General features: G+C 51.9%; 17 protein-coding genes. 3 read left to right on the forward strand and 14 right to left on the reverse strand.

The genetic code is table 11. The features are described 5' to 3' along the window. A partial coding sequence (locus tag B3K89_RS13135) for a flavodoxin domain-containing protein (protein ID WP_345907525.1) occupies nucleotides 1–460 on the forward strand: 460 nt, incomplete at its 5' end. Here B3K89_RS13135 and B3K89_RS13140 read toward each other — a convergent pair. From B3K89_RS13140 to speA, 4 genes are read right to left on the reverse strand one after another with little or no spacing between them, the layout of a single operon-like run. Continuing rightward, nucleotides 443–1294, reverse strand: coding sequence for an agmatinase family protein (locus B3K89_RS13140; protein WP_293896549.1), 852 nt, complete (start codon nucleotides 1292–1294; stop codon nucleotides 443–445). The genes B3K89_RS13135 and B3K89_RS13140 overlap by 18 nt on opposite strands. Nucleotides 1295–1303: 9 nt before the next feature. Then, nucleotides 1304–2419 carry a carboxynorspermidine decarboxylase gene (nspC, locus tag B3K89_RS13145; RefSeq protein ID WP_345907526.1) on the reverse strand — a complete coding sequence of 372 codons (1116 nt, stop codon included), beginning with the start codon at nucleotides 2417–2419 and terminating at the stop codon, nucleotides 1304–1306. A gap of 5 nt (nucleotides 2420–2424) precedes the next feature. After that, nucleotides 2425–3630 (reverse strand): saccharopine dehydrogenase family protein, encoded by a 1206-nt coding sequence (locus B3K89_RS13150; RefSeq protein WP_293896555.1) that lies wholly within the window; start codon nucleotides 3628–3630, stop codon nucleotides 2425–2427. A 3-nt stretch (nucleotides 3631–3633) separates the two neighbouring features. Continuing rightward, nucleotides 3634–5544, reverse strand: a complete 1911-nt coding sequence (speA, locus tag B3K89_RS13155; protein WP_293896558.1) for a biosynthetic arginine decarboxylase — start codon at nucleotides 5542–5544, stop codon at nucleotides 3634–3636. A 309-nt stretch (nucleotides 5545–5853) separates the two neighbouring features. Here speA and B3K89_RS13160 point away from each other — a divergent pair, with 309 nt between their 5' ends. Both B3K89_RS13160 and B3K89_RS13165 read left to right on the forward strand, forming a co-directional pair. Further along, complete coding sequence (locus B3K89_RS13160; protein WP_293892636.1) at nucleotides 5854–6852, forward strand: SPFH domain-containing protein; 999 nt, start codon at nucleotides 5854–5856, stop codon at nucleotides 6850–6852. Between the two features lie 14 nt (nucleotides 6853–6866). Beyond that, a complete protein-coding gene (locus B3K89_RS13165) occupies nucleotides 6867–7052 on the forward strand; it encodes an Arc family DNA-binding protein (protein WP_293892639.1) in 186 nt (61 codons plus the stop codon). Between the two features lie 66 nt (nucleotides 7053–7118). Here B3K89_RS13165 and B3K89_RS13170 read toward each other — a convergent pair whose 3' ends face one another. The 10 genes from B3K89_RS13170 to B3K89_RS13215 all read right to left on the reverse strand — a co-directional run bounded on the left by B3K89_RS13170 (nucleotide 7119) and on the right by B3K89_RS13215 (nucleotide 17648). After that, nucleotides 7119–8903, reverse strand: a complete 1785-nt coding sequence (locus B3K89_RS13170) for a bifunctional metallophosphatase/5'-nucleotidase (protein ID WP_293892642.1) — start codon at nucleotides 8901–8903, stop codon at nucleotides 7119–7121. Nucleotides 8904–8973: 70 nt separating this feature from the next. Further along, a complete protein-coding gene (locus B3K89_RS13175; protein ID WP_293892645.1) occupies nucleotides 8974–9264 on the reverse strand; it encodes a toxin-antitoxin system YwqK family antitoxin in 291 nt (96 codons plus the stop codon). A gap of 11 nt (nucleotides 9265–9275) precedes the next feature. Continuing rightward, nucleotides 9276–10151, reverse strand: coding sequence for a PhzF family phenazine biosynthesis isomerase (locus tag B3K89_RS13180; RefSeq protein WP_345907527.1), 876 nt, complete (start codon nucleotides 10149–10151; stop codon nucleotides 9276–9278). Nucleotides 10152–10153: 2 nt separating this feature from the next. Next, nucleotides 10154–10921, reverse strand: coding sequence for a class III extradiol ring-cleavage dioxygenase (locus tag B3K89_RS13185; RefSeq protein ID WP_345907528.1), 768 nt, complete (start codon nucleotides 10919–10921; stop codon nucleotides 10154–10156). After that, the gene (locus tag B3K89_RS13190) at nucleotides 10918–12015 is read right to left on the reverse strand and encodes a hypothetical protein (RefSeq protein ID WP_345907529.1); all 1098 of its coding nucleotides are present in this window, start codon (nucleotides 12013–12015) and stop codon (nucleotides 10918–10920) included. The genes B3K89_RS13185 and B3K89_RS13190 overlap by 4 nt, the downstream gene beginning before the upstream one ends. 41 nt (nucleotides 12016–12056) lie before the next feature. Then, the gene (locus B3K89_RS13195) at nucleotides 12057–12905 is read right to left on the reverse strand and encodes a DUF72 domain-containing protein (protein WP_293892657.1); all 849 of its coding nucleotides are present in this window, start codon (nucleotides 12903–12905) and stop codon (nucleotides 12057–12059) included. A gap of 100 nt (nucleotides 12906–13005) precedes the next feature. Further along, on the reverse strand, nucleotides 13006–14544 hold the full coding sequence (malQ, locus tag B3K89_RS13200) for a 4-alpha-glucanotransferase (protein ID WP_293892660.1): 1539 nt from the start codon (nucleotides 14542–14544) through the stop codon (nucleotides 13006–13008). 8 nt (nucleotides 14545–14552) lie between these two features. After that, nucleotides 14553–15395 (reverse strand): carbohydrate ABC transporter permease, encoded by an 843-nt coding sequence (locus tag B3K89_RS13205; RefSeq protein ID WP_293892663.1) that lies wholly within the window; start codon nucleotides 15393–15395, stop codon nucleotides 14553–14555. Then, on the reverse strand, nucleotides 15392–16234 hold the full coding sequence (locus tag B3K89_RS13210) for a carbohydrate ABC transporter permease (RefSeq protein WP_293892666.1): 843 nt from the start codon (nucleotides 16232–16234) through the stop codon (nucleotides 15392–15394). The genes B3K89_RS13205 and B3K89_RS13210 overlap by 4 nt, the downstream gene beginning before the upstream one ends. A gap of 70 nt (nucleotides 16235–16304) precedes the next feature. Continuing rightward, the gene (locus tag B3K89_RS13215; RefSeq protein WP_293892669.1) at nucleotides 16305–17648 is read right to left on the reverse strand and encodes an ABC transporter substrate-binding protein; all 1344 of its coding nucleotides are present in this window, start codon (nucleotides 17646–17648) and stop codon (nucleotides 16305–16307) included. Nucleotides 17649–17898 lie beyond the last annotated feature (250 nt).

Below are 17898 nucleotides of genomic sequence, written 5' to 3' on the forward strand. Positions count from 1 at the left end.
AACTCGAGGAATTGACGGTACGAAGGATGACGATATGAAAAAAATTGCAGTGGTATATTATAGCGGCACCGGCAATACGGAAGCGTTGGCCGATGCTGTGGTCGAGGGTGTACGGGAAGCTGGAGCCTCAGCTGCCGTCATCAGCGCCGGTATGTTCTCTGCCGATATGTTGGACAGCTTCGATGCTTTTGCCTTCGGCTGTCCTGCCATGGGCAGCGAAGGACTCGAGGACGAGGTCTTTGAGCCGATGTTCGACTCATTGCTGGAGCATCTTGGGGGAAGGAAGGTCGGGCTGTTCGGCTCCTACGGCTGGGGGGACGGCGAATGGATGAGCCAATGGAAGGAGACAACCATGCAAAGCGGTGCAGTGCTCGCTTCTGAACCGGTCATTGCGCTGGATACCCCCGATCAGGAGGCACGGGGGAAGGCCAAGGCCCTCGGTTCAGCGCTTGCACGCTAGGCCCATCAAAAAATAGACAAGCTTGGCGGCTGTATAACTTGGATGGTGGAGCTGATTGGGTGCAAGCTCCACTACATCCATGCCGATGATCGTCCTCCCTTCGGTCAAGCTTTCCAGCAGCGTTATTGCATCCCACCAGAACAAGCCGCCTGGATCGGGAGTCCCGGTGCTGCTCATCAGCGATGCATCAAAAGCATCGACATCGAAGGTGATATACAGTTTCTTGGGAAACAAAGAGGGCAGCTTCAAGCTCGAAAGATCCTTGCACCGATGAAGCGTGGATGCATCGTAGTATCCCACCCGGTACTGCTCCCTTGCCGCAAGATCTTCCTCACTGTAGTTTCTGATACCCACCTGAAACAGGGGGATGCCTGCTTCAACCACCCTGCGCATGACACAGGCATGGCTGAACTTGCTCCCTTCATAGGTGTCACGCAGATCCATGTGGGCGTCAAATTGAAGAACCCCGACTTCTCCGCAGTCAAGAAGCAGGTCAATGGCTGCATTGGTCACCGAATGCTCGCCTCCCAGCAGAACAGGGGTGGCGTTGCAGCGCATGGCGTACTGCATTGCGTTGCCGGCAAGCTTGATTGCGTGTACAAGACCCCCGTTTACGGGAATCGGGTCTGTGGTATGGATGCCCAGACTTCCAGGATTCCCGTACCCCTCCACCAGTCTTTCAAGTTGGCCGGAGGCCTCGATGATGGCCTTCGGCCCTTCTTTTGTCCCTCCCATGTAGGAGACAGTCTCCTCCAAGGGGAACGGTATGACATGAAATGCAGAGTGTTGGGGTTCTGCGTTGGGAAACTCTGAATCCAAGAACCAATGCTGCATCGGGACCTCCTAGGAAAGCCGTCTTTGGTAGTCATCAAAGCCAAAGGATTTCACAACCTGGTACAGGCCGTCACGAACGATGGCTATGTCGGGAAGTGCAATCCCGTTGAACATGGTTGTCTTGACCATGGTGTAATGCATCATATCACAGAGCAGAAGCATGTCCCCTACTTTGGGAGGCTTCTCGAAGTGATAGGAACCGACCCAATCCCCTGCAAGGCAGCTGCATCCGCCGAGCCTGTAGCCACCCTTTTGCGTCAGCTGAGCCCCAACAACCATTGGTGCATACGGCATCTCAAGGCAGTCGGGCATATGCGATGCAAATGAAGAGTCGAGCATCAAGGTGGTGATTCCCCGATTATGCACGATGTCAAGGATCCGGGTGGCCAAATAGCCGGTCTCCCACACAAAGGCGGCTCCGGGTTCCACGTAGAGCTGGATGTGGGGATGGCGTAGATTGAACGAGGAGAGCACCGCCTTGAACAGTTCCAGATCATAGCCTTTTCGGGTGACCAGATGTCCTCCTCCAAGATTGAGCCAGGATATGGAGGAGAGCAAATGCCCGTAATGGTGCTCGATCGAGTGCAAGGTACGTTCAAGTTCGCGTGCTCCGCTCTCACACAGGTTGTGCACATGCAACCCTGTTATTCCTTGAGGCAGAACTGCAAGGTCCTCGGGCAGGACCCCGAGGCGCGAGCCTTCGGCGCAAGGGTCGTACAGCGCTGTCTCCACTGTCGAGTACAAAGGGTTGATCCTCAGGCCTTTTTCGGCATTCGGACAATCGTTCTTGTGTTTCTCATACTGCGTCAGGGAGTTGAACGTAATATGCTTGGACAAAGCCGCAATCGTTGCAAACTCCCGGTCCTGATAGACCGGAGCGTAGGCATGGACTTCAGTAAAGTACGGTGAGGCAAGCAGTGCCTCATTCAGTGATGATGCAGTCGCCCCGCATGCAGTCTCTGCAAGTTCGGCAAAAACAGCATGCATGGCAAAGCCCTTGAGAGCGAACAAAAATTTCACCGGAACCTGCCGGTGCAGGTCCTTGATCAGCTGAAGGTTCCTGGTAAAACGCTCATAGTCCAGTACGAATGCCGGAGTATGCAGGATTTGGTTGGTGTCGAACATCGCCCCTACTTTCCAAAGGCAAGCTTGCCATCGACGACGACTTCCCAGGGAAGTCCAAGCGGTCCCAGCTCGGAGAGGAACGGATCGGGATCGAACTGCTCCATGTTCCACACACCCGGCTTCTTCCAGATGCCCCTTGCAATCAGGCTGGTTCCCAGGGCGGCTGGAACACCGGTGGTATAGGAGACCGCCTGGGCTTTGGCATCCTGATAAGCCATCTGGTGACTGCAGTTGTTGAATATGTACAGTGTTCGTTCCTTCCCATCCTTCAGGCCTCGTATCTGGCAGCCGATCGACGTCTGGCCTTGATAGTTCGGCCCTAAGGAAGAGGGTTCGGGGAGCAAAGCCTTCAGGAACTGCAGAGGCTGTATTTCCATGCCTTGGTAGTTGACCGGCTTGATGCTGGTCATTCCAACCTCTTCGAGGACCCTGAGGAAAGTGAGGTATTGCTGGCTGAATGTCATCCAGAACCGGGCTCGTTTGAGTGTCGGAAAGTGCCTTACCAGCGACTCGAGCTCTTCGTGGAAGAGCAGATAGCTCTCCTTGGAACCAATCCGGGGATAATCGACGTTCTGATGAATCTCCAAAGGTTCCATCCTCTTCCACTCTCCCATCTCATAGTAACGGCCCGGCTGGGTGATTTCACGGATATTGATCTCCGGATTGAAGTTTGTGGCAAAACTCTTTCCATGATCGCCTGCATTGCAATCGACAATGTCCAGATAGTGCATCTCATCGAAGTAGTGCTTGTTTGCATAGGCGGTGAACACATTGGTCACCCCAGGATCGAAGCCGCTGCCCAGCAAAGCTGTCAAGCCTGCCTTCTCATACCTTTCATGAAACGCCCACTGCCAAGAGTACTCAAAATGAGCCTCATCCCTGGGTTCATAGTTTGCGGTGTCCACATAATGCACCCCGCAGCGAAGGCATGCCTCCATGATGGTCAAATCCTGATAAGGCAGTGCTACATTAAGTACCAAGTCCGCCCTGAACTCCCCTATCATGCGAACCAGTGCATCGACATCGTCCGCGTCGACAGAGGCGGTACGAACGGGTACCGGCCCGGCTTCCCCGGCTATGGCGTCACACTTTTCCTTGGTTCTGCTTGCAAGCAGAATTTCTTCGTAGATTTCTTCCATCCGGGCTGACTTGCGAACGGCCACATTGCCTACACCACCGGCCCCGATGATCATCAAGCGCTTCTTCTGCATCACTTACTCCTCTTGGTCTGTTTCGTAATAGGTGTAACCCCTCAAGCCTGCTGTATAGGCCGAGATGATTTTTCTTCGTTCCTGAACGGTGATCCGCCCTTCCTGGACGGCCTTCTCAGCCTTGGTTCGGATCATGGCCTCCAGACGTTTGGGTTCATACTCGACATAGCTCAGCACATCAGCAACCGTATCCCCTTCCAGTTCGTTGTGAAGGCTGAACGATCCATCCTCATAGGTGATGGAGACTACGTTGGTATCACCAAACAGGTTGTGCAGATCCCCAAGCGTCTCCTGATAGGCTCCCACCAAAAAGACTCCGAGGATATAGTCCTCATCCTCACGGGGAGTATGGAGGGCCAAGGTGTCACTCACCCCCTTTGAAGTGACGAACCTGTCAATCTTTCCTTCACTGTCGCAGGTGATGTCGGACAGTACTGCTTTTCGGTCAGGTTTCGTATGCAGGTAATGAATCGGCATGATGGGAAACAGCTGGTCGATCGCCCACACATCGGGAAGCGACTGGAACAAGCTGAAATTCCCATAGTAGATATCCGAGAGCTGATGCTCCAGCTTCTGGATCTCAGCAGCATGGATATCACCATACTTTTGCTGAATCTCAGCAACAATGGACCAGTACACATGCTCGGCTGCCGCCCGCTCGCGCATATTGACCTTGCCGTACAAAAACTTGTTGCGAATCTCCTCACGATAGTAGTTCAAGTCGTTCAGACACTCCTGGGCATTTTTTTCGGTGAGCATGGTTCTTACATAGAGCAGGTTCTCCAAAGCAGGCATCAAATCCTCGTCGTAGACAACCTCTTCTCCGGTTTTTCCATCCCAGAACACATTGGTATCGAGGACATTCATCAGCAAGACCGAATAATAGGAGACCAGCGCCCTGCCCGACTCGCTGATGATGGTGGGATGGCTGATTTTCTCTTCCTTGCAAATGGTCATGATCTCTTCAACTACGTCGTCGCAATACTCCTTGGTGGAGTAGTTTCTGCTGTTGGAGCTGTCGGAGTGGCTTCCGTCATAGTCAATGGCCAACCCGCCTCCGATATCCAAGAGACCCATAGGGGCGCCTTCCTGAACCAAGCCGGCATAGAATCGTGCCGCCTCGGTCGCTCCAACACGAATGTCGTGAATGTTGGGAATCTGACTGCCCAAATGGTAATGCAACAACTTGAGGCAGTCGAGCATCTTCTCCTTGCGAAGCCGCTCGACCACTTGGATGACCTGGGTTGTATTGAGCCCGAAGACGCTGCGGTCTCCTCCGCTGTCAGTCCAATGCCCGCTTGCCATCGTGGAGGGTTTCATCCTCAGTCCGATGTTCGGCTTGATGCCCAAGGCGCGCGAGCGCTGTAAAATGATTCCTACCTCACCCGGCATTTCCACGACCAGGACAGTCTTGATGCCCAAAAGCAGGCCTTTGAGGGCCAGGTCGATGTACTCCTCATCCTTGTATCCGTTGCAAATGATATAGGCTTCGGGATCATCGATATGTGCCAGGGCGATGATGAGCTCAGCCTTGCTGCCGGTTTCCAGGCCGTGATGGTACTGTTGCCCATATTTGCAGATCTCCTCAACAACCTGTTGTTGTTGGTTGACCTTTATCGGATAGACTCCCCGGTAGGTACCTTGGTAGCCGGCATCCTTGATTGCTGTCAAGAAACTCTCATTGATGTGCTGAATTCGATCATCCAGGATATTGGAGAAGCGCAGGAGAATCGGAAGCTTGAGTCCTCGTTCCTGCAAGCCTTTGGCGATGGAAAGCAGGCTGATGGAGGATTGCGGCGACCTGTCCTTCAGACTGACTTCCACTTCACCTGCATCCGATATATGAAAATAGCCGTTCCCCCAATCATTGATGCGGTACAGCTTCTCTGCGTCTTCAATAGTCCAGTTGTGCATAGGCTCTCCCTCTTGATGGTATTCTTACACAGTTTAGCAGAAAAAGGGAGGGATGGACACAGAGCCTACCACTTCACTGGGAGTGATGAGCCAAGCAGGGTCGAAGACGAAGAGAATTTGCATTTTTGTATTCATATATCTTTTAGATATAATACATTTATAGAAGATAGTACCTACTTATCGCAAACGGTTTCGTTTGCTGCACCAAATGGTTTCGTTTGCTGCACCACTTGACAAAAATACAAATCGGGTGAATTATCTTATTGATATCATTATGATATCTTTATGAATCACATCGGAGGAGTTCGTATGAATGAACTTGTGTATTCCCAAGAGAAAGTATTGACCAAGGTGGCCAACGGCCTGGCTTTCCTGTTGATCAACACTGCCCTGATCATCGCCTGTCTTTTTCTCTTCATCTTCGGCTTGGTCGCCGACATGTCTTCTCTTGTGCGCGTCCTTGTGCTCTTGGCAAGCTCATTGTATGGCTTCATCGTCGGCCCGGTTTTGTATGCGGGACTGAAAATCATAAAGCCGAACGAAGCCTTGGTGCTTACGTTGTTCGGAAAATACTACGGCACCCTGAAACAAGAAGGATTTTTCTGGGTCAATCCGTTTGTCAGTGCTGTGAATCCAATCACCAATACACCTGCATCAACTGCGAAACCTGAAACCAAGATTGAATCAGCAAAGACGCCAACGACCCATACCGTCCAATTCCCCAAGAAGAAAATCTCGCTGAAGGCGATGACGCTGAACAATGACAAACAGAAAGTAAACGATTCACTAGGCAACCCCATCATCATCGGCGTCGTGGTGATTTGGAAGGTTGTCGATACTGCAAAAGCTGTGTTCAGTGTCGACAACTATGTGGAGTACCTCTCCATCCAGTGTGATTCCGCCCTGCGCAATGTCGTGCGCCTGTTTCCCTATGATTCAGAAGATGATGAAAAGTCGCTTCGCGGCAGCAGCAGGGAAGTGGCTCAGGATTTGCAGAGGGAACTTCAGTCAAAGGTTGAGGGTGCAGGATTGCAGATCATCGAGGCAAGAATCACCCATCTCTCCTATGCACCTGAAATTGCTGCAGCCATGTTACAACGCCAACAGGCATCCGCCATCATAGCTGCACGGCAGAAAATAGTTGAAGGTGCTGTAGGCATGGTCGAGATGGCCCTTGATCAGTTGAACAAGAATGGCGTGGTGACTTTGGACGAGGAGAGGAAGGCTTCCATGGTGAGCAATCTCATGGTGGTTCTCTGTGGCAACCGTGATGTCCAACCGATTGTGAACAGCGGCTCTCTCTACTAAGCGAACGAGAACGTATGGATGCAAAGGATAAAGCCAAGAAACAAGTATTGCTGCGTCTATCGTCATCGCTTTGGGAAGAGCTGGCCCGATGGGCCGATGACGATTTTCGCTCGATCAACGGCCAGATTGAATACCTGCTGACCGATGCCGTCCGCAAGCGAAGGAACAAGGCATTTAAAGAGGAAGATGCAGAATTGTAGCCACATATCCAGCACCAAAAGCATACAAATGGGGTGACACGCATGCCACCCCGAATAAATCTGTTCTTATTTGATCACGCCCTGCTTTTTGAGCTCATCGATGTTCAACGACTTTGCATACGGTACTTCCAGTTTTCCCTCGTTGACCATCTTGATCACCTGATCGCGGTACGGCGATGAAAGATCCACCCCGACAATCTTCCAGTTGTTGTCGACCTTGGGTACAATGGTTCCCTGTGCCTTGATGTACTCAACCAGCATATCACGGATGGAATTGGGACTCTCCCACTCCTTCGTTCCCGATACCAGCTTCTGCGCCTTCAGTGCGGATGAGTAACGGTAGTTGTTCACCGCCAGCGTAAGCCGTTGGTCGTCGGCAAGCGGTTTCCCCTTGAACATGACATTGCGGATGCGGCTCCCGACCGGTTTGGACAGGTCGATCTCATAGTCGACACCGGCAAACATATCGTACAGGTACCCGGGTTTTTCCGGATTGAAGCTGATCGAGATATCTCCTGGCTTCCATTGGTTGTAGCAGGCAGCAGACCACTCCATGTAGGCTTTCAGCTCGGATCCGGTGACTTCCACCCTATACAAGGTGTTGTCGTACTTGTAGATGCCGAATATGGTTCCATAGTTGATGTCACCCTTGGGAATGTCGCTTGTATCGGCGAACAATGCAGCAGCGGAGACATCGGCCCCACTGTTGAGCAACTGCACCTCATTGATCAAATCCATGACCGCTGTATCGCGAAGCTTTCCTTCGGGTATGCCAAGGATTTCGTTCTTCGGCTGGAAATCAACCAAGGCTTTTCCGAAGATTCCTCCACTGGGCTTTCCATCGGCCGAGGGAGCCCCTCCGGAGATGAAGTTGCGGGTTGCCTGGTGGGCTTCGGCGATGAAGGCGTTCTTTCGGATGGAATCACTTGGTTCATAGTTTGCCATATCGACCAATTCAACCTTGCGATCAACGATTTCACGCTTCTCATTGAGTGCCAGGTCGATTCGGATGACTTCACGTCCAAGATTCCTTGCTCCGCCGATGACCGTATTTCCACGAATCTCCTTGATGGCATTGTGGTCGTGGCCGACGATCAGGACATCGACTTCGGGACAGAGCTCGAGGATGCTGTTTGCCCCGTCGCTGCCGCCTTCTTCGTCATACTCGGGATAGAGGCCGACGTGGGCTGCGACGATGATTACATCCACCTTGTCCTTGATGATGTCCACCACCTTGCGGGCAGCCGGGCCCACCGGAGCATAGATGAACGGATCGGTCTTCTCCCCATCCCAGCGGGGTGCGTTGGGATTGGTCAGGCCGATGATTCCGATCTTGATGCCCGATCGCTCGATGATCGTATACGGCTTGGCCGCCATGGTTCCGTCGACCCTGGCCAGGTTCGCCGCCAGAATCGGGAAGTTTGCAAGAACCTGCAACCGCGTTATGAGATTCTGGCCGAAATTGAACTCGTGGTTGCCAAGCGTCATGCTGTCATAATCCATCAGATTCATGGCACGCATGACCGGATGCTCCCCTTCACGCTTGTTGTACAAGTCGTCGGTCATGATGTTGCCCTGGATGGTATCGCCATTGTCGACCAAGACCACATTGTTCTCCTCTTTGCGCACCTGCTCCACATAGCTGGCGATTCTTGCCATACCGGTGTTGGTGGTGTCCTTGTCATTCTCATAGCTGAAACCCCACACATTGCCATGCAAATCGGTGGTAGCCAGAATGACGAGGTTCTGTGCACTGGGTATCTCAATGGTTGGTTGGGATGCCAAAAAACTCAGTGAAAGACAGAACAGAAGCAACAACAGAATCGTTGTTTTCAATCCTTTCTTGTTCATCGCACACTCCTTATTTCCGGTTGCTTTCCAACCGGTTCATGTGATTATGCAGTATCTACTGCCAAAAGCCTTAGTGATACAGCCGCTTCGATACTTCCTTGCCATCCTCGAAGTAGGCTTCATACTCCAAGGCACCCACCTTGTTGTACCGCACCCACGATCCGTGCTTCACCCCTTTCTTGAAGTTGCCGACCTGCCAGACGACCCCGTTCTCCCGATAGAAGTTCCACTGGCCGTCCATGAGATTGTCCTTCAGCGGTCCCTGAGCCTTGACGATGCCGGTTTTGAAATAGTAGGTGAGAATATTTCCAGCCTGACTTTGCCGGACCTGTCCGTTGGCATACTGGTTCTCTGTCTGCATGAACCTACCTCCTATACATACAGGTGTGCCTCAAAAACGGTGCATGCTTGTCCAAGCACCGTGGCAAAGAGCTGGTTCACCTGTACATGGACCAGCCCCTGCCTTCCCATGGCCTCCCCTTGCATAAAGGAGGCCCTCAAATCGGGTACGCGGTTGGTATACCTATTCAAGTAGAGAGCCAAGGCACCGGCGGCATTGCCGGTGACAGGATCTTCTTCTACGCCGCTGCCGGGGCTGAACATGCGGGTGTGGGCGGTAATTTCCTCACTTCCCTGGTCAAACGTGAAGAGATACAAGCCGGGAACTCCGAGCTCCTCTCCCAGTGCAACCAATATTTCCCGTCTTATTTTGATGCTGTCCAGTTCTGCCTTGCTTTTCAGTCCTGCCAAGATCTTTGCGTTGCCGGTTGATACTATCTGCACAGGAAGCTCCTCATAGAAAGAGCTTGCGTCCAGCTGCAAAGCCTCCCTGAGCTTTCGATTCTGTGATTCGGAAAGAAGAGGTCCGAAGTGCCCTTCTTTCTGGGTAACCCGGATGTTGGGATGTGATGCAGATTGTTCCACACCGACGGGGAGCAAGCCGGCCTTGCAATGCAGGTGATGTTCACCTGCTTTCAATCCAAGCCGGGTTGCAAGGATATGGTAACTTGCCACAGCAGCATGGGTGCATAACGGCACTTCCTGTTTCGGAGTAAAGAAACGGATGTGCTGAGTGTCGGTCCTGTCAAGTTTTTGGATGAAGGCTGTCTCACTGTTGTTCAATTCCCTGCTGATTTTCAGCATCTCATCCTCAGTCAATCCATCACAAGGATACACCACTCCTGCGGGGTTTCCGGTAAACGCAATGGTGGTGAATGCATCAACCTGCCATACGGTTCGCTCTTGCATGGCTACCTCCAGAGAAACCCTAGAGACCTGCGCATGAGAATCTCGTCATCGAAAACCAATTCAGCCTTCTTTTGGGCAAGTGCGCAACAGACATGCAGGGGAAGCAAGTGCTCTTCCCTTGGATGGCAATAGCGGGCATAGGGAACCTGCTCCCACCCGACCAACCTCTCTTTTCGTTGGGCAACCGGAAGGTCGGTAGTGCATGCATCAATGAGGAACTCCTGGAACGCGTGGTTTTGCTCGTCGTCCCTCTGGAAAAACAGGCGCATGTTGTGAAAACTGAATCCTGATCCGATGAACAAAATATTCTGGTCGAGCAGGGGCCGAAGAGCTTCCCCCAATTTCCAATGTTCAAGACTCGACAGGGAGGAGAGCAGTGAAAGCTGGGTGGTTGGAATCGATGCATCGGGGTAGATCAGGCTCAGGGGAATGAACATGCCGTGGTCGAAGCCACGCTTCTCATCCAAAAGAGCGCCATCCAGCAGGGACGCGATCTCATGTGCAAGATTGGTTGCCCCGGGTGCCGGATATTGAATCTGGTAGGCTTGCTTGGGAAACCCGTAGTAGTCGTACAACAAGCCAGGCTTCGCACTTGAGAGCACCATAGGCTTTGCACACTCCCAATGGGCGCTCACTACCACAATTGCATCAGGTCGCACCAGGCTGGTTGACAACGTTTTGAGAAAAGCCACCATGTGCCGGTGATGATCATCGCCAAGCAGGGGAAGCGGGCCTCCTCCATGCGAAATATACAGTATTTGTGCTTTCATCCAAACCTCCCACAGTATGTCAGCAGCTCACCGATGGTTTGTGCCTGCTCTTTTAGTAGTTGCCGATCTATGCAAGCGAGTGTATCGAGCTGGGTGTCGCGTACACTGGACAGCAGCCTCTGATTTGACGAAGTCAGGACAAGCTCGGGCAGTTCACAGGCAAACCGGGGCAAGAGGGCATCCGTTGCCTCAAGACCATGCTTTTCGATGTCTGTCTTCAAGGAGGAATCCCAACTTTGATAGACCAATTGAGATTGCCTGCACCCAAGTCCGGTCAAGCTGACCACCTGTTCGATAGGGGGAACCTTTGCCTGAAGGAACGCATCCTTTCCCCTGCCCTGCCCATACGCTTGGGCGTTGGAAAGCAAGTAAGCTACCGCCGGGTTTGGCTTGTGTTCCATCAGCACAAGCATGACTGCAATCGAAGAGGCATGAAACAAGGCGCCGGGACTGTTCTGCGGGGTGTCCAGGGGAGCAGTCACCAATACATTCGGTTTGGAATCGGGAAGAGTGCAAAACAACTGCCTGCAGTCATGCTTTTTTGTTTCACAGAACAGCTGAAGCGGAACAACAAGCCGGTCCTCCTTGGCTTGGAGCAGCGATTCCAGCAATGAGGAAGGGGCATAGCAGCTTGGGATGGGAAACTCTGCACTTCTGATGAGCGGAAACGGCGACAGGCCGGTAGTTGCATGGGAAGATGTGAGGCAGATGATCGCCTTGGCTTTCGTAGACGAGATGAGACCGAGCAAACCCTCATCATCGATTGGTTCCGCTGCCAGCCTGCCATGCAGAACCAGCAGGGATGAACTTGCATCCAACCCCTTCAATGCCGAAGGCTGGGATGCAAACACAAGAGGTGCTTGGACAGAACAGGAACGAGAGAATGGTGAGGGAAGAACGGTGCAACACTCTTCTGCGAGCGTGAGAAAGGAGAGAGAACCACTTGATGCATAGGATGGGACTTGCTGGCTTTGCACCTCAAAGCCCAAAGAGCGGGCATGGGTTTCGCAGAACGAATGAAGCTGGTCGTTTTCTTTCGATCCGACACTTCGCTTGACAGCTATGGTTGCAAGCAGGCTCTCGATGGATTGCATCCATGTCTCCTCTTCTCGCCTTCACCCTATCACACAAATCCTCATTCGTACACTCCTGTCAGGTACTGTATGAGCTTTTCAATCGTCAGGGGAGCGCTTCCCTCGTAGTGATTGTTGACATTGATGTAGACAATCCTGCCCTGTTTGGCAAGCTCGACCAGATAGGGTGCGATGGAATCAAGCTCGCCATCCTTGTTCTTCACCAGCTTGTCCCACCTCCGGCCGGTCTTTTGCTCGATTCCCGACCGATCATCGCCGTGCAGTCGAATGCACAGCTTTGGAATGCTCGTGTTCAACAAGAGCTTGAGCGTCTCTTCCAAACCGTCCATCCAATAGCCCGATACAAGCACCGGGGCGATGTTGTTCAATTGGAGAAAGTCAAACCATGTTGCATCGAGCCATTGCGGATTGCGTATCTCTACAGCATAGGCAAGGTTGTCCGGCAGCATGCGGATGAAGTGTTGCAGTTTTTGCTCGAAATCGTATCGCTTGGTTACCACACTCCGGTTGAGATATGCGAATTGGAACATGCATAGCCCTGTCTTGCGCACCAGCGGCCCAAGCCGCTCCATGAATCGATAAAACACCTCTGCATCAAGAAACCAAGGGTTTGCCTCTTGGGTTGAACCATAGGCGAAAGGCAGCGTCAGGGCATTGGGACATTTGATGGTGAAGCGAAACTCCTCGTCGGTGGCTTGGTCGTATGCAAGAACCACAGCAGGATCGGGAAGGCCATAGCTCTGCCTGCCCAACGACCAGAACCACTGGTCGACTTCGACGGTGCGGTAGCGTTTTGCATACTGGCTCAGCATGTCCTCGCCACTTTGCACATCGTAGACCAATCCTTCCCAACTGCTGTATTTCCATGAACAGGTTCCTACATAGATCATGCCCTACTGTACCAAGAGAGTAAGCCATAAAACAAGGCCGGTCCCAGAAAGACCGGCCTTGAATAGGAAGGAATATGATCACCACCCGAAGGCGATGGGATCAAGCATCATCACCGCGCTTTCCGGTCCGCGCCGATATGGTGACCAGGTCCAGGAGCTTGTTTGCAATGTGGGCGGTGCATGCTCCCTTCTCGACCCGCCAGCTCCAGTTGCGGTCGTTGCAGGAAGAGGGATAGTTGAATCGCGCCTCTCCGCCTTTTTCAAGCAGGTCCTGCATCGGGATGACGGCACAGCGTGCATGACTGAGCATCAGGGCGCGTATCATGGACCAGACTACTTCTTGCTCGCTGCAATCAAGATAGGAGAGAACCATCTGCTTATCGTCCTCATCAAGGGAGGTGAACCATCCAAGCGTTGTATTATTGTCGTGCGTGCCGGTATACGCCACAAAATGCTCATCCCAGTTATGCGGTAAAAAATCATCGTAATAATTAGGCTGCCCCTTCTCATCCTTGCCAAAGCCGAACTGAAGAATTTTCATACCGGGAAAGCCGTTGGAGTTTCGAAGTTCCTCCACCGAAGGAGTCATCAATCCCAGGTCCTCTGCAATGATGGGAACCGGTCCGAAATGCCGGCGTACCACGTTGAAAAAATCCTTGCCCGGGGCTTCAACCCATATGCCGTTTTCTGCAGTCGCATCACCTGCCGGAATCTCATAGTAGGCATCGAAACCTCTGAAATGATCGATTCGCAGGATGTCGGTCATTGCAAAAAGCCGCTCAAGGCGCTTGATCCACCAACCATACCCGTCCTTTTTCAGCACATCCCAATCATAGACAGGGTTGCCCCACAGCTGTCCTGTCTCAGAAAAAATATCCGGTGGGACTCCGCTCACTGCACTGAATCGTCCTTGTGCATCGGTCTTGAACAGATGCAGGTTGCTCCAGGTATCGGCACTGTCGGAAGCAACGAAGATCGGCACGTCTCCTATAAGCTTGAGCCCTTTGGCATTGACGTAAAGCTTGAAGGCATTCCATTGCATCTCAAAGAAGAATTGGAGTACTTTCCACTCATCAAGCTTGCCTCGATGCTCGGCCTTGAAAGCATCCAAGGCCTTCGGATCGCGCCTGCCCAGCTCTTTTGGCCAGTGGCTGAACCACCGCCCGTCCCCATAGGTTTCATACAAGACCATGAAGGCTGCATACTCCTCAAGCCAAAAGGCTTGCTTGGAACAGAACGCATCAAAGGCGCTCTGCTGTAAGTGTTTGCCGCTCAGAAAGTTTGCTGCTGCTTTCTTGAGCAAGGGAAGCTTCCAGGTCAAGACACGATTGAAATCGACATGATCGCGACTGAAGACCGGATGATGCTCCAAATCCCTGATGTCGAGCAAGCCTTCATACACCAGCTGCTCTAGGCTGATCATCAGCTCGTTGCCGGCAAAGGTCGACCGTGGAGCATAGGGAGAGTTTCCAAAGCCGGTCGGCCCCAGAGGCAGTACCTGCCAAAGGCCCACTCCGGTTGATGCTATCCAATCAGCCATGCGGTAGGCTTCTTTTCCCAGGTCGCCGATTCCGTAATCCGAGCTCAGACTGGTGATATGCAACAGTATTCCTGCAGTCCGAATATAGGTACTATTCATAGTTGGAATCAACCCTTTACAGCCCCTGCCACTACACCGCGTATAATGTATTTCTGGGCAGAGAGATAGAATACAATGATCGGAATCATCGCCAACACGAGCATGGCCATCATGGCACCCATGTCGACGGCCCCATACCCTCCTCTGAGGTATTGAATGGCAACCGGGATGGTTTTGTACTCGGTTCCAATGGTCAGATACGGCAGGAGGTAGTCATTCCACACCCACATGGTATTGAGAATGGCGACAGTGATGGCGGTAGGCTTGAGAATCGGGAACACGATGAGAAAGAAGGTCGTTATCGGCCCCGCTCCATCGATCATGGCCGCCTCCTCCAAGCTGAGGGGAATGCTCTTGATGAATCCGCTGAACATGAAAGTGCCCAATCCTGCTCCGAAACCGATATACAGGACAAGAATCCCGATCGGGTTGTCCAAATGCAGCATATTGGCTGTCTTGCTCATGGTGAACATGACCATCTGGAAGGGAACAATCATGGAGAACACCAGCAGGTAATAGGCAAAGGTGGTGAATCGTGTTTTCACCCGCGTCAGATACCAGGCAAGCATGCTCGTTACCAACGAAATGCCCAGTACGGAAAAGACGGTGATGAACAGAGAGTATCCGAAAGCGTTGAAGAACTTGATCTTCTGCGATCCTGTGATGTAGTTCTCGCCTCCGCTGAACGTGTCGGGATTCGGCAGGGAAAAGGGTTCGTTGGAAATGAACAGCTTTGACTTGAAAGAGTTCATGACCACGATAAGGATCGGGGAAAGAAACAAAGCTGCCAGGATGGCGAGAACGATTGTCAGTATCAGATGATTTTTTTTGGTGCTTTTCGCAAGGCTCATGCTTCCACCTCCTTGCTCCGGGTAAGCCGAAGCTGGGTCAGGGCGATGAATGCGACAAGGATGGTGAAAAGCACCGCCTTGGCCTGTCCCACCCCCTCAAAACCGCTTCTGCCGTAGAACGTGTTGAAAATGTTCAAAGCCAGCATTTCGGTCTGTTTGCCTGGGTCGCCGGCAGTCAAGGCAAGGTTCTGGTCGAACAGCTTGAAACCGTTGGTGAGGGTGAGGAAGGAACATATGGTGATGGAGGGCATGATGGAAGGAAGGATTACCGAGCGAAGCATGGTCACTTTCCCCGCTCCGTCGATCTGGGCTGCTTCAATGAGGTCGTGTGAGATGTTTTGTATGCCTGCGATATAAATGACCATCATATAGCCGATGTTCTGCCAGTTCATGAGGACGACCAAGCCCCAAAAACCATATTTCGGGTCACTGACGATTGTCACACCCTTTGGAAGCAGCACGCCATTGATGATCACCTGCCAAATCCAACCAAGCACAATGCCGCCGATCAGATTGGGCATGAAAAAAATGGTCCTGAATGCATTGGTTCCCTTGATGCCCCGTGTCAAAAGCATGGCAAGCGTAAAGGCTCCAAGGTTGATGGTGATAACCGAGACAATGGTGAACTTGACGGTGAACCAGAGAGCGCTGGTAAAATCATTGTTTATGAAGATGCGTCGATAGTTTTCCAATCCAATGAAGGTTCCATCGGTTACGGTGGTGAACTTGAAAAATGACAGGACTACGCCCATGACCATGGGAATCAAAAATGCGATGGCAAAACAGACAAGTCCAGGTAGGGCAAAGAGCGCAAAGTATTTCTGAATGGATTTTTGCATGTCAGACTCCCAAGGGAATGGAGCATCCGCCTTGCCTCAGGCAGGGCGGATATCCTCTTTGAATGATTGCTTAGTTGGTGAGCTTGAACTCGGTCTTCCAAGCATCAACGGCTACTTTCTCAACCTCCGCCCAACTCTTTCTTCCTACGCTGTACTCGGCAAGTGCAGCACCGAACTGGTTCTTCCACTCTTCTGAAGGAATCATGGAGAAAGCCCAAGGAATGGAAGTTACACCAGGCTTGTTCATCCAGCGGATGACGTCCTTGGCAAGCGGATCGGTGGGAAGTTCGTTGTCCTTGAATGTGTTGAACGGAGTGATGAACATCAAATCGTTCTTTACGAACTGCTTGCCGGTTTCACTTGCAAAGAGCCAGGTGAGGAACTGGTCGGCCATTTCCTGCTGTTCGGCACTGACGTTGCTGTTGATGCACAGGTAGTTCTCGGTGCCGATGTTGAGGCCGTACTTCTCTTCACCAGCGACTCCGGTGTAGATGGGCATGAACTTGATGTCGGAATCGGCAACCTTGTTGCCCTTGACACCGAGAATCTGGCCGGCGCCCCAGTTGCCGTTCTGCACCATGGCAACCTGGCCAAGTGCGAACTCAGCCATGGAGTCATCGACGCTCTTGCCGCCAAGCAGGCCCACTGCTGTGGAGCTGTTGTTCAAATACAGGTCCCAGATGTTCTTCATATTGGCGCTGTAGGTGAATTTGATCTCAGGAACCTTGCTTCCCATGGCGATGTTTGCATCACGCATTTCAAAGTACAGAGGAACGTTTACAAGGTGGGTCTGCCATCTCCACTGGTTGCCTGCTGCAAGGCTGGTGGAAGCAAATACTCCCTGGATTCCCAGAGCACTCTTGTTCTTGGTCATGTCCTCGACCACTGCCTTCAAGGTTGCGAAATTGGTGATTTCGTCAGCACTCTTGATGGAGACAGCCTTGTTGGGAAGGGCAAAGTATTTTCTCATGATGGCGTCATTGTAGATGATGCCGTAGCCTTCCACTGCATAGGGAATGGCCAGGACTTTATCACCATCGCCGAGAGCCATGGACTTGTCGCTGAGAATCTTGTAGAACTCGGTGTTCTTGAGGTCTGCGGTGTAGTTCTTGCTGTCTGCAAGGCCTATGGGTCCGTTTGTCTGGAAAATCACCGGGGGATTGCTCTTGGCGATTTCACTCTTCAGCGTCTGGGCGTAGGTGCCGCTTGCTGCAGTGACAACCTTCAGCTTGATGCCGGTTTCTTTTTCGAATGCAGGGGCAATCTTGGTTTCATAGACATCGGCGATCTCAGGCTTGAAGTTCAAGAAATACACTTCTTTCGCAACAGCGGCTTCTTTGGTGCCGGCAGCGAAGAGAACCGAGCTCATTGCCAGAGAGACAATCAACAGGGTGATCAACAACGTTTTTTTCATGGATTCGTTCTCCTTGTTTGTTACCGTGAAAATGGACGCACGGCGTCCTGTTTTCCTTCGGTACATACTAATACTAAACCGGTTTTATAAACCGGTCAACTTATTTCTGTTATTTCTTTAGGTTATGATTTATCACCTTCTGACAGGTTCTTACCGTTTCACTGTTTTTTTAGGCACAGAAATGTTTTTCCTCTGACAAACCGTTATAACTTGCATACAGGTTTACTACCAGGGCAATCGCGTAAAAATT

This window comes from Sphaerochaeta sp. UBA5849, assembly GCA_002432715.1.
In the GTDB taxonomy this organism is placed as follows: Bacteria; Spirochaetota; Spirochaetia; order Sphaerochaetales; family Sphaerochaetaceae; genus Sphaerochaeta.